We start from the raw sequence: 15,309 nt of genomic DNA, 5'->3' as shown, positions 1-15,309 counted from the left end.
CCGAAGCCAACGCTCCATGCGCGGCCGCCGTTCAGTAACCGGGGATGCGGTCACCTTGGGTGCTCGGAGTAGTCAAATCCGTAAAGTCAGGCTCCATTGCTGTACATCCCCATCTTGCAGGCGCCGCCTTGACCGATTCCGCTGCCCGGCCGTCGCCGAACGAAAACCACCTCCTGATCAACGCCTACACGACGCATCCGGAGTCGCCACTGCTGTCGGTGACGCGCCGCATCGCCGACAGCGGCTGCAACCTGGTCGACGCACGCCTGTCCACGGTCGGCCGCGACGTGTCGGTGACCGCGCTGGCGGTGGGCTCCTGGGACGCGATCGCCAAGCTCGAGGCAATGCTGACCCGGCTCGAGCGCGAGGAAGGCTTCAAGCTGATCTGGTATCGCACCGGCGCCAAGCAGGTGCAATCCAACCTGCTGCCGTACATCGTCGAGGTCGTGGCGGCGGACAAGCCGGGCATCCTGTTCCAACTGGCCGATTTCTTCGACCGCCAGGGCATCACCATCGAGAGCCTGCACTGCTCGCGCTACCGCGCCATGCAGACCGGCGCCGACATGTTCTCCGCACAGGTCACCATCGGCGTGCCGGCGAGCATGCACATCGCCGCATTGCGCGATGACTTCCTCGAGTTCTGCGACCACCTCAACCTCGACGCCATCATGGACCCGATGAAGTTCTGAAGGATGGCGAAGTGACCGCACTCGATACCGGCGACCGTATTCCCGACCTGCCGCTCGCGCTGTCCAGCGGCGCGGCCGCCCGTACCAGCGATTACGCCGGCCAGTGGCTGGCCCTGTACTTCTATCCGAAGGACAGCACCCCGGGCTGCACCACCGAAGGCCTCGATTTCAACGCGCTGCTGCCCAAGTTCAAGCGCCTTGGCGCGACGGTGCTGGGCGTATCGCGCGATTCGATCAAGTCGCACCAGAACTTCTGCGGCAAGCAGGGCTTCGGGTTCGACCTGGTCAGCGATGCAGACGAGGCCTTGTGCAACGCGTTCGGGGTGATCAAGGAAAAGACGCTGTACGGCCGCAAGCACATGGGCATCGAGCGCAGCACCTTCCTGGTCAACCCCAGCGGGGTCATCGCCCAGTCATGGCGCCCGGTGAAGGTGGCCGGCCATGCCCAAGCCGTTCTCGACGCGCTCAAGGTCGCCACCACGCAGTGACCACCCCGACGAACCGCGCTCCCACCACCCCGCCCCGCGGGAATGTGGTGGCCTGTTGCTGCGAGTTCTTCCCCGCTTTCGTCCTGCCATTTCCAGACGTTCACCCCTGTCGCACCACCACTGACCGGAGCTCGCGATGACGAGAAGCAAGCGGATCTACGTGCTCGACACCAATGTGCTGATGCACGACCCGACCGCGCTGTTCAAGTTCGAGGAACACGACGTCTACCTGCCGATGCAGGTCATCGAAGAGCTCGACAACGGCAAGAAAGGCACCACCGAGGCCAGCCGCAACGCACGCCAGGTCAGCCGCTTCCTCAATGAACTGATCGAGGTCGAGGGCACCCACAAGATCGCCGAGGGCATCACCCTCAACCGCCCCAATGGCTTGCAGCTGCGCGGCGCGGCGAGCATCGGCAAGCTGCGCTTCCAGACCGGACAGTTCGATGCCGGCAAACGCTTCAGCGCGATCATTCCCGACAACCAGATCCTCGGCGCGATCCTCGCGCTGCAGGAGGCCGAGCCGGGCGTGCCGGTGGTGTTCGTTTCCAAGGACATCAACCTGCGGATCAAGGCGGCGATCGCCGGGATCGTGTCGGAGGACTACGAGAACGATCGCGCGCTCGACGATTTCAGCCTGCTCTACACCGGCGCCACCGCGCTGCCCGAGGACTTCTGGCAGCGCCACGGCAAGGAGCTGCGCTCGTGGACCGACAAGGGCCGCACCTACTACGAGATCGCGCGCACCGACGAGGATGACTGGTACCCGAACCAGTTCCTGTACCTGCCCGGCGACGAGGAGGCCGAGCTCAAGGTCGCCAAGCTCAGCGACACCAAGGTCACGCTGCAGATCGTCGACGACTACCGCCACAACCAGCACGCGGTATGGGGCATCACCGCGCGCAACCGCGAGCAGAACTTCGCGCTCAACGCGCTGATGGACCCGGAGATCGACTTCGTCACCCTGCTTGGCACCGCCGGCACCGGCAAGACCCTGTTGGCACTCGCGGCGGGCCTGGCGCAGACGATGGACCAGCAGCGCTACCGCGAGATCATCATGACCCGGGCCACGGTCAGCGTCGGCGAGGACATCGGCTTCCTGCCCGGCACCGAGGAGGAAAAGATGACGCCGTGGATGGGCGCGCTGACCGACAACCTGGAAGTACTGACCCACAACCAGGATGGCGGCAGTTGGGGCCGCGCGGCGACCAACGACCTGCTGGCGTCGCGCATCAAGATCCGCTCGATGAACTTCATGCGTGGGCGCACGTTCCTGAGCCGCTGGCTGATCCTCGATGAGGCGCAGAACCTCACGCCGAAGCAGATGAAGACGCTGATCACCCGCGCCGGTCCCGGTACCAAGATCGTGTGCCTGGGCAACGTCGAACAGATCGACACGCCGTACCTGACCGAGACCACCTCGGGCCTGACCTACGCGGTGGACCGCTTCAAGGGCTGGGCGCACAGCGCGCACATCACCCTGCGCCGCGGCGAACGCTCGCGTCTGGCGGACTACGCCTCGGAAGTGCTGTAGCGCCAGCCGCGATCCGGGCGGGTGGGCGTGATGCCACCCGCCCCACCTCGTCCCTGCCCCCTACCTTCCCCCGTTGACGGGGGAAGGAGTAGCCATTCGATGACCGACCTCCGCCCATTGTGCGCCCTCACCATCGCCGGCTCCGACTCCGGGGGTGGCGCCGGCATCCAGGCCGACCTCAAGACCTTCGCCGCGCACCGCGTGCACGGCCTGAGCGCGCTCGCCGCCCTGACCGCACAGCACACCCGCGGTGTGACCGCGGTGCAGGTGCCACCGGTGGCGTTCCTGCGCGCGCAGGTCGACGCCTGCTTCGACGATTTCGCGATCGGCGCGGTCAAGCTGGGCATGCTCGCCAATGCCGAGGTGATCCATGCCGTCGCCGATGCGCTGGAGCACCACCGGCCCGCGCAAATCGTGCTGGACCCTGTGATGGTGGCGACCTCGGGCGCGCGCCTGCTCGAACCCGACGCGCTCGACGCCCTGCGCCAGCGCCTGCTACCGCTGGCGACCCTGCTGACCCCCAACCTGCCCGAGGCCGAACTGCTGCTGGGCCGATCGATCGGCGACCGCGCTGCGATGCACGCCGCGCTGGATGCGTTGCGACGGATCGGCGCGCGCGGCGTAATGCTCAAGGGCGGGCATCTGCCCGGCGGCGGCGACGTGGTCGACCTGGTCGCCGACGAGCATGGCGTGCATGAGATCGGCCACCCGCGCCTGCCGCTGCAGGCGCATGGCACCGGCTGCACGCTGGCGTCGGCGGTCGCGGCCAACCTGTGCCTGGGCCGCTCGCTGCACGACAGCTGCATCGCCGCGGCGGACTACGTGCACGCGGCGCTGCGCGGTGGCTACAAGCCCGGTCGCGGCAACGTGGTGGTGCTCGACCATTTCGGGGCCGCGCCGCGTGGATGAGCGCGTTTCCAGCGACGCACTGCCGCTGCAGGCGGAGGACGGACACCGCTGGCAGCTGCTCGCCCGCATTCCCGCTCAACCGCAGGCCGCGTTGCTGTGGATGCCCGCCCTGGGGGTCGCCGCGAAGCACTACCTGCCGTTTGCCGATGCGCTCGCGGCGCGCGGCACCGCCGTGTTCGTGCACGAGTGGCGCGGCAACGGCTCCAGCATTCTGCGACCGGGCCGGGCCAGCGACTGGGGCTACCGTGAACTGCTCATCCACGACCTGCCATGCAGCGAGGCCGCGATCGCCGCACGCCTGCCGCGTCTAGACCTGACCTTCGGCGGTCATAGCCTGGGCGGGCAGCTGGCGTGCTGCCGGCTGGCACTCGCCCCGAACGTGGCCCAGCACCTGTGGCTGGTCGCCAGCGGCGCGCCCTACTGGCGCGCTTTCCCGGCGCCCGTGCGTTACGGCTTGCCGCTGGCTTACCGGTTCCTGCCGTGGCTCGCCGATCGACTCGGAAGGTTGCCGGGCCGACGACTGGGCTTCGGCGGCGAGGAGTCGCGCGGGCTGATCGGCGACTGGGCGCGCAGCGCACTCAGCGGACGCTATGCCGCGGCCGGCATCGGCATCGACATCGAGGCGGCGCTGGGCGCATTGTCGGTCGACGTGCACGCCGTGGTCATGGAAAACGACTGGCTGGCGCCGGCGTCCTCGGTGCGGTTCCTGCTGTCGAAAATGCGGCATTCGCGCGCGACGGTCACCTTGCTGGGCGACCACGCCCTGCAGGCCCGTGCCGATCATTTCAGCTGGATGCAACAACCGGCGGCGCTGGCCGAATTGCTGACACGCTGACCGGCACCTTGCGACCACAGCATTGGTCGCTCGCGAATCACGCCCATTCCGGCAGACCTGGCTTCGCGCCTAGAAGCTCGCGCTGACCACCGCTTCGGGCATCGCGCGGCGACGGCGTGGCTTCGGCGCAGGCATCGGCTTTCCGGTGGAACGGTAGCCCTGCGGGTTGAGTGACTGCCAGCGCCAAGCGTCGCGGCACATGGCGTCGACATCCAGCTGCGCACGCCAACCCAGCAATTGTTCGGCCAGCGTTGGATCGGCGTAGACCTCGGCCACGTCGCCGGGTCGCCGCGCCACCACTTCGTAGGGCACCACGCGACCGGATGCGCGTTCGAACGCCCGCAGCAGCTCGAGCACGCTCACGCCACGCCCGGTGCCCAGGTTGACGGTGAGGTTGCGGTCGGCGCGCTGCAGGTACTCGAGCGCATCCACATGCGCGCGCGCGAGGTCGGTGACGTGGAGGTAGTCGCGCACGCCGGTGCCGTCGACGGTCGGGTAGTCGTCGCCGAACACCTGCAGGCGCTCGCGCTGCCCCACCGCCACCTGGCAGATGTAGGGCATCAGGTTGTTGGGGATCCCGCCTGGATCCTCGCCGATCAACCCGGACGGGTGCGCGCCGACCGGGTTGAAGTAGCGCAGGTTGCCGACCCGGAAGCCGTCGTCCGCCTGGCACAGGTCGCCCAGCATCTGCTCGGCGATCAGCTTGGTGCGGCCGTAGGGATTGCTGGCCTGCAGCCGTGCGTGCTCGGGCACCGGCACGGATTCGGGGTCGCCATAGACCGTGGCCGATGAGCTCGACACCAGCCGCCGCACCCCGGCCGCCTTCATCGCCTGCAGCAGGGCGATCGTGCCGCCGATGTTGTTGTCGAAGTAATCCAGGGGTTTGGCGCACGACTCGCCCACCGCCTTGAGGGCTGCGAAGTGCACCACCGCGTCGAACCGATAGGTAGCGAACAACGCCGCCAAGGCAGTCTTGTCGCGCAGGTCGAGGCGGTGCACGACCGGCGCGGTGCCGGTTAGCCGCTGCAGACGCCTAGGAACCGCCGGCGAGCTGTTGACGAAGCTGTCGGCGATCACCACCCGGTGCCCGCGTTCGAGCAGCTGCACGCAGGTATGGCAACCGATATAGCCGGCCCCACCGGTCACCAGGATATGCATCGCGTTCTCGAATTCCGCCCCGTTGCCTGTTACCAACGCAGAACCCGCGGTTTGCCGGTAACCGGTCGGCTTGCGGTGCCGGTTTGCCGGAAATCGCCGGGTTTCGCGTTTGCAATGGCTGGTAGGGGGCGATGACGCAGTGATCCACTGGCGTCGTCAGTGCGTTGGCTCAAAGCAGGCCGCGCTCGGTCGCCGGACTCTACGAAGGACCGACCAGAGACCCGCGACCCGATGACTGCACCGCTACCTTCCCCGGACCAGATCCGAATCGCCGTGATCGGCCTGGGCTACGTCGGGCTGCCGCTTGCCGCCGCGTTCGGCAAGCACCTGCCCACGCTGGGCTTCGACATCGACGTCGACCGGGTGGCCGAATTGGACCGGGGCCACGACCACACCCTGGAGGTCTCGGAAGCCGCGCTGCGCGGGGCCGGCCTGCTCCGCTTCGCCAGCGATCCGGCCGCCTTGGAAGGCTGCAACGTCTTCATCGTCACCGTGCCGACCCCGATCGACGAGTACAAACGCCCCGACCTGCGCCCGCTGGAGTCCGCCAGCCGCACGGTGGGACGCGCGCTGCGGCGTGGCGGCGTGGTGGTCTACGAATCGACCGTCTACCCGGGCGCGACCGAGGAGGTCTGCGTGCCGATCCTCGAACGCGAGTCGGGGCTGGCGTTCAACCATGACTTCTCCGCCGGCTACAGCCCGGAGCGCATCAATCCGGGCGACCACGAACACCGGCTGGACACGATCATGAAGGTGACCTCGGGCTCGACCCCGGAGGCCGCGGAGTTCGTCGACAGCCTGTACCGCCGGGTCATCACCGCCGGCACCCACAAGACGTCGAGCATCCGCGTCGCCGAAGGCGCCAAGGTCATCGAGAACATCCAGCGCGACGTCAACATCGCCCTGATCAACGAACTGGCGCTGATCTTCCACCGGCTGGGCATGGACACCCACGAGGTGCTCGAGGCCGCCGGCACCAAGTGGAATTTCCTGCCGTTCCGGCCCGGCCTGGTCGGCGGCCACTGCATCGGCGTGGACCCCTACTACCTGACTCACAAGGCGCAGCAGATCGGCTACCACCCGGACATGATCCTCGCCGGCCGGCGCATCAACGACGGCATGGGCAGCCACGTCGCCCGCCGCGCGATCCGCCTGATGTCGCAACGCGGCAAGCAGGCCAATGCCAGCAAGGTGCTGGTGATGGGCCTGGCGTTCAAGGAGAACTGCCCGGACCTGCGCAACACCAAGGTGGTGGACATCGTCAACGAGCTGCGCAGCTTCAACGCCCAGGTCGACGTGCACGACCCCTGGGTCAGCGCGCGGCACGCGCACGCCGAATACGGCATCGATGTGATCGAGCGGCCCAGCCCGGGTTCCTACGACGCGGTGATCCTGGCCGTGCCGCACCGCGAGTTCGTCGCCCTGGGTGCGGACGGCATCCGCGCGCTGGGCACCCCCGACATGGTGCTGTTCGACGTCAAGCGCGCCTTGCCGCGCGCCAGCGTCGACGGCTGCCTGTAGTCGTTGCCGCAACCTTCTGGCCGATCGGACGAAACCCACGATGCGAATACTGGTCACCGGCGCAGCCGGCTTCATCGGCGCCAAGCTCAGCGAACGATTGCTAGAACGCGGCGACGAGGTGTTCGGCTACGACAACCTCAACCCCTACTACGAGCCGAGCCTGAAGCAGGCGCGGCTGACGCGGCTGACGTCGCACCCGAACTTCCGCTTCGCCCAGGCCTCGCTGGAGGACCGCGACGCCTTGGATCGCGCGTTCGCGCAGTTCGCGCCGCAGCGGGTCGTCAACCTGGCGGCACAGGCCGGCGTGCGCTACTCGCTGGAAAACCCGCGCGCCTACATCGACAGCAACGTGGTCGGCTTCCTCAACGTGCTGGAGGCGTGCCGGCACTCCGGGGTCGAGCACCTGGTCTACGCCTCGTCCAGCTCGGTGTACGGCGCCAACAAGAAACTGCCGTTCGCGGTCGAGGACAGCGTCGACCACCCTGTCAGCCTGTACGCGGCCAGCAAGAAGGCCAACGAGCTGATGGCGCACACCTACAGCCACCTGTTCCAGCTGCCGACCACCGGCCTGCGCTTCTTCACCGTGTACGGGCCTTGGGGGCGGCCGGACATGGCGCTGTTCCTGTTCACGCGCAAGATCCTCGCCGGCGAGCCGATCGACGTGTTCAACCACGGCCGCCATAACCGTGACTTCACCTACATCGACGACATCGTCGAGGGCGTGATCCGCACCCTGGACCGCGTGCCCGGCGCCGACCCGGACTTCGACCCGATGATCCCGTCCCCGGCCAGCTCGTCCGCGCCCTACCGCGTCTACAACATCGGCAACCACCAGCCGGTGGAACTGCTGCGCTACATCGAGGTGCTCGAGCAATGCCTGGGGCGGAAGGCCGAACTGCGGCTGCTGCCGCTGCAGCCCGGCGACGTGCCCGATACCCATGCCGACGTCGAGGCACTGCGCCGCGATACCGGCTACAGCCCGTCGACCACGATCGAGGTCGGCATCGAGCGGTTCGTGGGCTGGTATCGCGACTACTACGGCGTGTAGCGGGACTGGCGGCGCTACGCCGCTGGCGTCACCACCGGATCGGAAACGGCTGCCTGCCGGGCAAACCCGGCCGGCACCTTGGAAACCGCACCAACGCTGCGTCACAGGTGGCTCGAAACACCCGGTCCACTGGCCGGTCAACCGCAACGGCGCCGTTTATAGAGCAGTGAAAACGGGGAAATAACCATGGCTTGCTATCGCGCAGTGCTTGCATCGCTTCTTCTTCCTTTGACGCTGGTCGCCTGCGCGACCTCCGGGGCCGGCACGGCCGGTCCGCCGCCGGCGGAGACCGCGCCCGCCGTCGAGACCTACCAGATCGGCGTCGACGACATCGTCCAGGTCTCGGTATGGCGCAACCCGGAACTGGGCATCACCGTGCCCGTGCGCCCCGACGGAATGATCTCGGTGCCGCTGGCCGGCGACGTCATGGCCGGTGGCCGCACCCCGCCGGAAGTCGCGCGCGACATCGAAACCAAGCTCTCCGCGTTTGTGCGTGAACCGCAGGTCGCGGTGATTCTCACCGAGCTGCGCAGCCACGAGTACCTGTCGCGCGTGCGTGTGACCGGCGCGGTGCGGCAGCCGATCTCGATCCCGTACCGCCAGGGCATGACCGTGCTCGACGCGGTACTGGCCGCCGGTGGCCTCACCGACTTCGCCTCGCCCGACCGCTCCGACCTGTACCGCCGCAGCGACAACGGCACGCGCAGCTATCCGGTGCGCCTGGACCGCATCCTCAACCGCGGTGACCTGACCACCAACTATCCGGTCGCCCCCGGCGACGTGATCACCATCCCCGAACGCGCCCTATGAACACCAGCCTGGTCGAATGGGCCGCCCCGGGCATCCGCGGTCCGGCGGTGGTGCCAATCCTGCCGATCGCCGCGGAGGAAGCCCGGCGCCGCCCACTGCTGATGGCGGGCGTGTTCACCGCCGTCGCGTTGTGCGCGCTGCTGGTGGGCATGCTGTTACCCAAGGCCTACACCTCCACGACCACCATCGCCATCGACGAGAACGGCGTGCCGTCGCCGTCGGCCAAGGCCAGCGCCTCCAATCCCAAGCTGCAACCGCGCGCCGCGGCCGCGCGCGAGATCGCCGTGGGCCGCAAGGTCATGCTCGACCTGCTGGCCACCGGCGGCTGGATGCAAGGCAATCCCAGCGCGGTCGAACAGCAACGCCTGATCACCGGGATCGCGCGGCGGCTGGATGTATCCAGCCCGCGCCAACTGCCCAACCTGGTACGCATCAGCTACACCGACTCCGACCCCGCACGCGCTTTCAAGGTGACCCAGCGTCTGAGCGAACTGGTGATCCGCGAGACCCTCGCCACCAAGGCGCGCGAAAGCCGCGAGGCTTACCAGTTCATCGATTCGCAGGCCGCGCAGTACCACAAGAAGCTGCTCGACTCGCAGGCGCGGCTCACCACCTACCAGTTGGCCAACCCGGATTCGCGCAAGGGCAGCGACGAGGAAGCCAACCGCCGCGTCGCTGAACTGCGGCGTTCGATCGACCTCGCCCGCCTGGACCTGGTGCAGGCGCGCGCGCAGGAGAGCACGATCAGCTCGCAGCTCGGCGGTGAGAACCCGATGGGCGTCATGCAGAGCCGCGGCAACCAGATCCAGGTGCGCTTGGCCGAACTGCAGGCCGAGCACGACCGCCTGCTGCTCAACTACACCGACCAGCACCCGGACGTGCTGCGCATCCAGAGCCAGATGCGCGACCTGCAGGCGAGCCTGCGCGACGAGTCCACGCGCTCGAGCGCGCGACTGGCAGTCACCAACACCGGCGTGCCCGGCGCCAGCGGGTTCAATCCGCTTTACAGCGAGCTCAAGAGCCGGCTGGCCGACGCACGCAGCCGCAGCGCCGCGTCGGCATCGCGCGTGGCATTGGGCGAAGGGCTGCTGAGCCAGGAACAGGCCCGCTCCGAGCGCATTACCGGGGCCGGCGGCAACCTGGAAGACCTCATGCGCAACTACGAGGTCGACCACGAGGTCTACCAAGACCTGCTCAAGCGCCGCGAGACCGCCCGCGTCGCGATGAACCTCGACGTCGCCCAGCGCGGCCTGACCTTGCGCGTGCAGGAACCGGCGGCCATCCCGGTACAGCCCGATCCGGGCCTGAGGCTGATGCACGTGGCGATCATCGGCTTGATCCTGGCCGTCGCCACGCCGTTGGCGCTGTTGTTCGGCTGGCTGCGGGTCGATCCGCGGGTGCGTTCGCCGGCGCAGGTCGAGCAACTGGCCGGGCTGCCGGTGCTCGGCTCGATCCCGATGCAGCCCACTCGCCAGCGACACGAGCGCGACCGGCGCCGGCTCGCCATCGCCTGCGCGCTGGTGGCCGCCGTGCCGATCGCCTACGGGTCGGCGCTAGCCGCGAAGTGGATGATGAACTCATGAGCCGCCTTCACGCCTTGATGCGCAACGCCGACGACGGCGACATCCATGCAGCCTTCGAAAACGCGGCGCGCGGACACGCCATCGCGCCGATGGAGGAGCACACCCAGCTGTCGCCCGCGCAGATGGAGGAACGCTCACTGATCTGCAACGGCCCGGGGCCGCGGGTCGACGTCAACGCGTTCCGCGAACTGCGTACGCGCCTGCTCGCGGTCGGCGACGGCCGCAGCTTCGTGACGCTGGTGGTGCCGGTCAGCCGCGGCAGCGGCGGCAGCTACGTGTGCCGCAACCTGGCCGCGGCATTCGCGTTCGACGAGACCAAGAGCGCGGTGCTGATCGACTGCAACCCCTACCACCCCAGCCAGCACCAGACGATGCACATCGAGCCGTATCGCGGCGGCCTGGTCGACTACCTGGGCGATTCGGCGGCGGAAAGCAGCGACGTCGTCTACGAGACCGGCATCCCGAGGCTGCGGCTGATCCCGGCCGGCAATGTCAACGGCAGCGGGGGCGAGTATTTCTCCTCGCCGCGGATGCAGTTGCTGCTCGACACGTTGCGCAACCGCTACCCGGCCCGCTACCTGTTCCTGGACGGGCCGGCGGTGCGTGGCGCGCCGGATGCGCGGATCCTGGCCGACCTGGTCGACCTGGTGGTGCTGGTTGCCGGGCACGGCCGCGACAGCGCGGCGTCGATCGCACAGGCCGCGGCCAACTTCGACCCCAACAAGTTCGCGGGCGTCGTCCTCAACCAGGCGCCATGAGGCCAGGGCAATGACAAACGCAAGGACGTGGACACGCCGAACGGATCGCTCACCTCGGCGGCCGTTGCGGCGCGCGCTGGCGAGTGGGCTGGCACTGACGCTGGCCGCCGCCCTGCCTGCGCCCGCGCTCGACCTGGACTACGACGTGGGCGCGTACCTGCGCCACAGCGACAACATCAACCTCTCCCCGAACGCCCCGCAGGACGACAACGTGGTCGCGCCGACGCTGCGCTTCGAGCTCAGCCAGGCCGGTGCCGACGTCCAGCTCAGCGGGATTGGGCTGCTGCAGTACACCGACTATCTGGACGACACCTTCAAGGACGAATTGCGCGCCGGCTTCGCCGGTGGCCTCGACTGGGCGATCGTGCCCGAGCGCCTCAACCTGGTGTTCCAGGACTACCTCAGCCAGCAGAACATCAACGACCTCGACAGCTCGACCCCGGACAACCTCCAGCACGTCAACCTGTTCGTGATGGGGCCGAGCCTGCATACGCGCTTCAACCCGGCAACGCGCGGCCAGTTCGACCTGCGTTACGGCAACACCTACGCTGAGGAAAGCGAGGCGTTCAAGGGCGACCGCTACAGCGCCGCGGCCCGCGTGCGGCGCGAATTGAACCCGACCACGGAGATCGCCGGCAACCTGGAGGCGGCGAAAATCGAGTACGACCGCGTCGGCAGCGCCGCCAACTACGAGCGCTACGACGCCTACCTGTCGTACAAGCTGCGGCGGGTGGCGCTGGACCTGGATCTCGACGCCGGTTATTCGCAGCTCGACCGCGCCGCCGGCGCCGGCACCTCCAGTTCGCCGCTGCTGCGGGCCGTCGCCGCCTACAAGCTCACGCCGCGCAGCACCCTGCGCGCCGACGTCCGCCGCCAGTACACCGACGCCACCCAGTACCTGATCACGCCGGTCCTGGACTTCAGCGATCGCCGCTTCTCCGAACTGGCGTATCGCGACATCAGCATCGACCCAAACGTGTTCCGCGAACGCAGCGTGCGGGTCGGCTACGAGTTCAACGGCATACGCACATCGGCGCGCGTGCAGCCCTACATCCGGCGCATCGACTACTTCAACCCGACGACCCAGGACCAGGACCAGGACCTCAAGGGCGTGGCGTTCGACATCGAGTATCGCCCGCGCCCGCTGTTGAGCCTGTCGTTGTACGCCAGCCAGGAAAAGCGCGACTACGACGACCTGGCGCGCAACGACCAGGACACCTTGATCGACGTGGGCGTGACCAAGCGCTTCACCCGGCACTGGAGCGCAAGCTTCCACGTCAGCCGCCGGGAGCGCGACAGCGCGGTACCCGGACAGGACTATCGGGAAAACTCCGCCCAGCTCTCGTTCAACTACCGGCGTTGAAGGGGTTGCCGATGGCTGTCGACTCCCCTCCCAGCGCCTTCCGCCAGGACACCCTGCACGCCACGGACCGGCGGCTTGGACGCGCGCGGTGTCCGGCATGAGCCTGGCGTTCTTCCTCGCGCTGGCCGTCGTGGCCTTCGCCTACCTGGGCTATCCGATGGCGATGGCCGCGTTGGCACGGCTGCGGCCGTTGCCAATCCAGCCGCCGACACCCATCAGCCGCGAGCCGCGCATCGACGTGCTGCTGGTCGTGCACGACGGCGCCAGCCTGCTGGCCGCCAAGCTGCACAACCTGCTGGCGCTGGATTACCCGTCTTCGCACTTGCGGGTGAACGTGGTCTGCGACGGCTGTCGCGACGGCAGCGAGCGCATCGCGCGCGGCTTCCCCTCCGACCGCGTGCGCGTGTTCGCCTACACGCAGCGCCGCGGCAAGTCCGCCTGCCTCGGCCAGGTGCTGCCGCAGCTGGACGCCGAGCTGGTGCTGTTCTGCGACGTCCGCCAACGCATCGATGCGGGCGCGGCGCGGGCATTGGTCGCGGCGTTGGCCGACCCCACGGTGGGCGCGGCCAGCGGCGAGCTGCTGTTGCAGGCCGACACCGGCTACGGGCAAGGCGTGGACGCCTACTGGCGCTACGAAAAGTGGCTGCGGCGGCTGGAAAGCGCGAGCGGCTCGCTGGTCGGTGTCACCGGCGCGCTGTACGCGGCGCGGCGCGAGGCCATCGCATCGGTCCCGGCCGGCATCGTGCTCGACGACATGTGGATACCGCTGGGCATCGCCGCGGCCGGCTATCGGGTGGTGTTCGCGCCCGAGGCGCTGGCCTACGACCGGGTGGCGTCCAACCCCGCCGACGAGGAGCGCCGCAAGCGCCGTACCCTGGCCGGCAACTTCCAGTTGCTGCATCACTGGCCGCAACTGGCGCTGCCAGGTGCGCACCCGCTGGCCTTGCGCCTGTGGGGCCACAAATGGCTGCGGCTGGCAGTGCCGTGGTGCCTGCTGCTGATGCTCCTCAGCAACGCGGCGTTGTTCGACCAGGGCCTGGGCTGGCGGGTGCTGATGGCAGCGCAACTGGCTGCCTACGCGGTGGCCTGGCTTGGCCGCGTCCGCCCCGCCATCACCACGCGCTGGTGGCCGCTGCGCGTGTGCGCGGCATTCGTGAGCCTCAACTTTGCCGCTGCGATGGCGCTGTTCGACTACCTGCGCCATCCCGACGCCCATTTGTGGCACCCCAGCCCTGACCGGATCCCTGCCCCATGAGTGACCCCCCCGCCTCCGAGCCGCTGCGCGTGCTGTACGTGGTTTCGCTGTTCCCGAGCTTGTCGGAGACCTTCATCGTGCGCGAGATGCACGCGTTGATCGGGCACCGCGCCGACCTGGCGATCCTGTCGTTGAAGCCGGCGTCGGAGAAGATCGAGCAGGAACGCACGGTGGAACTGCTCGGTCGCGCCCGCCATCCGCTCGGCGCGCTGCGTTCGATGCTCGCGCTGCTCACGCTGGCGCTGCACCACCCGCTCAAGGTCGGCGGTTTCCTGGGGTTGATGTGCGCGCGCATGTGGCGACAACCGCTAAACCTGCTGCGCAGCATCGGCGCGCTGTGCCACGCGGCCGGTCAGTGGCGCTGGATCCGCCGGTTCGACCCGCAGATCATCCACGCCGCGTGGGCCACCTACCCTGCCACCGTCGCCTGGTTCCTATCGCGCCTGCTGGATGTGCCGTACTCGTTCACCAGCCGCGCCCACGACATTTTCGTCGAAGACCACATGATGGCCGACAAACTGGCCAGCACCGCGCTGCCGGTCACCATCACCCGCAACAACGTGCGTCACCTGGCGCAGTGGATGCCGACCCCGGGACCGCGGCTCGTGCAGGTGGTGCATTCGGCGCTCGACCTGCCCAACAACCCGTTCTCGCACGCGCCGCGCCTGCCGCACCGCTTGCTCTCGGTGGGCCGGCTGGACCCGATCAAGGGCTACGACGTGCTGCTGCCGGCGCTGGCCGAGCTGCAGCGCCGCGGGGTGCCGTTCGACAGCGTGGTCATCGGCGAGGGCAAGCTGCGCCGCCAGCTCGAAGCACAACGCGATGCGCTCGGCCTCGGCGACCGGGTGAGTTTCGTCGGCGCCAAGCCCAGCGGCTTCGTGCGCCAGGCGATGGCCGATGCAACGGTGATGGTGATGCCCTGCGTGGTCACCCCCGAAGGCAACGCCGACGGCATTCCCAACGTCCTCACCGAAGCCATGGCGGCAGGCCTGCCGGTGGTTAGCACCCACGTCTCGGGCATTCCCGAACTGGTCGATGACGGCATATGCGGTCGCCTGGTCATGCCGAACGACCCGCAGGCGCTCGCCCATGCGGTCGCCGAGCTGCTCGCCGACCCGGCGTTGCGCGAAGGCTTCGCGGTCGAAGGCCGCCGCAAAGTGGAGCGCGAGTTCGACGTGGTCAAGGAGGCCGGTAGGTTGGCCGCGCACATGCGCGACGCCGTGCGTGAGCACGGGCGCCGACAGCCGGCTGGCGATGCGCTCGCAACCCATCCGCCGGCACGCTCGGGCGTGCTCGACGGCAGCGCGAACCAGTGAGGCGGTCGACACGGTGGCATCGACGCAATTGGAACCGGACAC

General features: G+C 68.4%; 14 protein-coding genes. 13 read left to right on the top strand and 1 reads right to left on the bottom strand.

Features of this window, described 5'->3' with window-relative positions; translation table 11 throughout:
• The first annotated feature begins 128 nt into the window (after nucleotides 1–128).
• The 5 genes from ACFQZQ_RS01260 to ACFQZQ_RS01240 all read left to right on the top strand — a co-directional run bounded on the left by ACFQZQ_RS01260 (nucleotide 129) and on the right by ACFQZQ_RS01240 (nucleotide 4,455).
• Nucleotides 129–689, top strand: coding sequence for a glycine cleavage system protein R (locus ACFQZQ_RS01260; RefSeq protein WP_386810876.1), 561 nt, complete (start codon nucleotides 129–131; stop codon nucleotides 687–689).
• A complete protein-coding gene (locus ACFQZQ_RS01255) occupies nucleotides 686–1,177 on the top strand; it encodes a peroxiredoxin (protein WP_386811623.1) in 492 nt (163 codons plus the stop codon). The genes ACFQZQ_RS01260 and ACFQZQ_RS01255 overlap by 4 nt, the downstream gene beginning before the upstream one ends.
• A gap of 136 nt (nucleotides 1,178–1,313) precedes the next feature.
• Nucleotides 1,314–2,711 carry a PhoH family protein gene (locus ACFQZQ_RS01250; RefSeq protein WP_386810875.1) on the top strand — a complete coding sequence of 466 codons (1,398 nt, stop codon included), beginning with the start codon at nucleotides 1,314–1,316 and terminating at the stop codon, nucleotides 2,709–2,711.
• 99 nt (nucleotides 2,712–2,810) lie between these two features.
• The gene (gene thiD / locus ACFQZQ_RS01245; protein WP_386810874.1) at nucleotides 2,811–3,620 is read left to right on the top strand and encodes a bifunctional hydroxymethylpyrimidine kinase/phosphomethylpyrimidine kinase; all 810 of its coding nucleotides are present in this window, start codon (nucleotides 2,811–2,813) and stop codon (nucleotides 3,618–3,620) included.
• The gene (locus tag ACFQZQ_RS01240) at nucleotides 3,613–4,455 is read left to right on the top strand and encodes an alpha/beta hydrolase family protein (protein WP_386810873.1); all 843 of its coding nucleotides are present in this window, start codon (nucleotides 3,613–3,615) and stop codon (nucleotides 4,453–4,455) included. The genes thiD and ACFQZQ_RS01240 overlap by 8 nt, the downstream gene beginning before the upstream one ends.
• Nucleotides 4,456–4,524: 69 nt before the next feature.
• Here the strand turns inward: ACFQZQ_RS01240 and galE are convergent, their stop codons facing one another.
• Complete coding sequence (galE, locus tag ACFQZQ_RS01235) at nucleotides 4,525–5,613, bottom strand: UDP-glucose 4-epimerase GalE (RefSeq protein WP_386810872.1); 1,089 nt, start codon at nucleotides 5,611–5,613, stop codon at nucleotides 4,525–4,527.
• A 231-nt stretch (nucleotides 5,614–5,844) separates the two neighbouring features.
• On the opposite strand from galE, the gene ACFQZQ_RS01230 reads away from it, so the two are divergent.
• The 8 genes from ACFQZQ_RS01230 to ACFQZQ_RS01195 all read left to right on the top strand — a co-directional run bounded on the left by ACFQZQ_RS01230 (nucleotide 5,845) and on the right by ACFQZQ_RS01195 (nucleotide 15,267).
• Nucleotides 5,845–7,134 (top strand): nucleotide sugar dehydrogenase, encoded by a 1,290-nt coding sequence (locus ACFQZQ_RS01230; protein ID WP_386810871.1) that lies wholly within the window; start codon nucleotides 5,845–5,847, stop codon nucleotides 7,132–7,134.
• A 40-nt stretch (nucleotides 7,135–7,174) separates the two neighbouring features.
• Complete coding sequence (locus tag ACFQZQ_RS01225) at nucleotides 7,175–8,182, top strand: NAD-dependent epimerase (RefSeq protein ID WP_386810870.1); 1,008 nt, start codon at nucleotides 7,175–7,177, stop codon at nucleotides 8,180–8,182.
• Nucleotides 8,183–8,368: 186 nt separating this feature from the next.
• Nucleotides 8,369–8,992 carry an XrtA/PEP-CTERM system exopolysaccharide export protein gene (locus ACFQZQ_RS01220; RefSeq protein ID WP_386810869.1) on the top strand — a complete coding sequence of 208 codons (624 nt, stop codon included), beginning with the start codon at nucleotides 8,369–8,371 and terminating at the stop codon, nucleotides 8,990–8,992.
• Nucleotides 8,989–10,575, top strand: a complete 1,587-nt coding sequence (locus tag ACFQZQ_RS01215) for an XrtA system polysaccharide chain length determinant (RefSeq protein ID WP_386810868.1) — start codon at nucleotides 8,989–8,991, stop codon at nucleotides 10,573–10,575. Before ACFQZQ_RS01220 ends, ACFQZQ_RS01215 begins: the two co-directional genes overlap by 4 nt.
• The gene (locus ACFQZQ_RS01210) at nucleotides 10,572–11,333 is read left to right on the top strand and encodes a polysaccharide biosynthesis protein (RefSeq protein ID WP_386810867.1); all 762 of its coding nucleotides are present in this window, start codon (nucleotides 10,572–10,574) and stop codon (nucleotides 11,331–11,333) included. Before ACFQZQ_RS01215 ends, ACFQZQ_RS01210 begins: the two co-directional genes overlap by 4 nt.
• 64 nt (nucleotides 11,334–11,397) lie before the next feature.
• Nucleotides 11,398–12,696, top strand: coding sequence for an outer membrane beta-barrel protein (locus ACFQZQ_RS01205; RefSeq protein ID WP_386810866.1), 1,299 nt, complete (start codon nucleotides 11,398–11,400; stop codon nucleotides 12,694–12,696).
• 97 nt (nucleotides 12,697–12,793) lie between these two features.
• Nucleotides 12,794–13,951, top strand: coding sequence for a glycosyltransferase family 2 protein (locus tag ACFQZQ_RS01200; RefSeq protein ID WP_386810865.1), 1,158 nt, complete (start codon nucleotides 12,794–12,796; stop codon nucleotides 13,949–13,951).
• Nucleotides 13,948–15,267, top strand: a complete 1,320-nt coding sequence (locus ACFQZQ_RS01195) for a glycosyltransferase (protein WP_386810864.1) — start codon at nucleotides 13,948–13,950, stop codon at nucleotides 15,265–15,267. The genes ACFQZQ_RS01200 and ACFQZQ_RS01195 overlap by 4 nt, the downstream gene beginning before the upstream one ends.
• Nucleotides 15,268–15,309: the final 42 nt, after the last annotated feature.

Source organism: Lysobacter koreensis, from assembly GCF_042677045.1.
In the GTDB taxonomy this organism is placed as follows: Bacteria; Pseudomonadota; Gammaproteobacteria; order Xanthomonadales; family Xanthomonadaceae; genus Lysobacter_K; species Lysobacter_K koreensis.
This window is presented reverse-complemented; position numbering and strand designations above follow the sequence as displayed.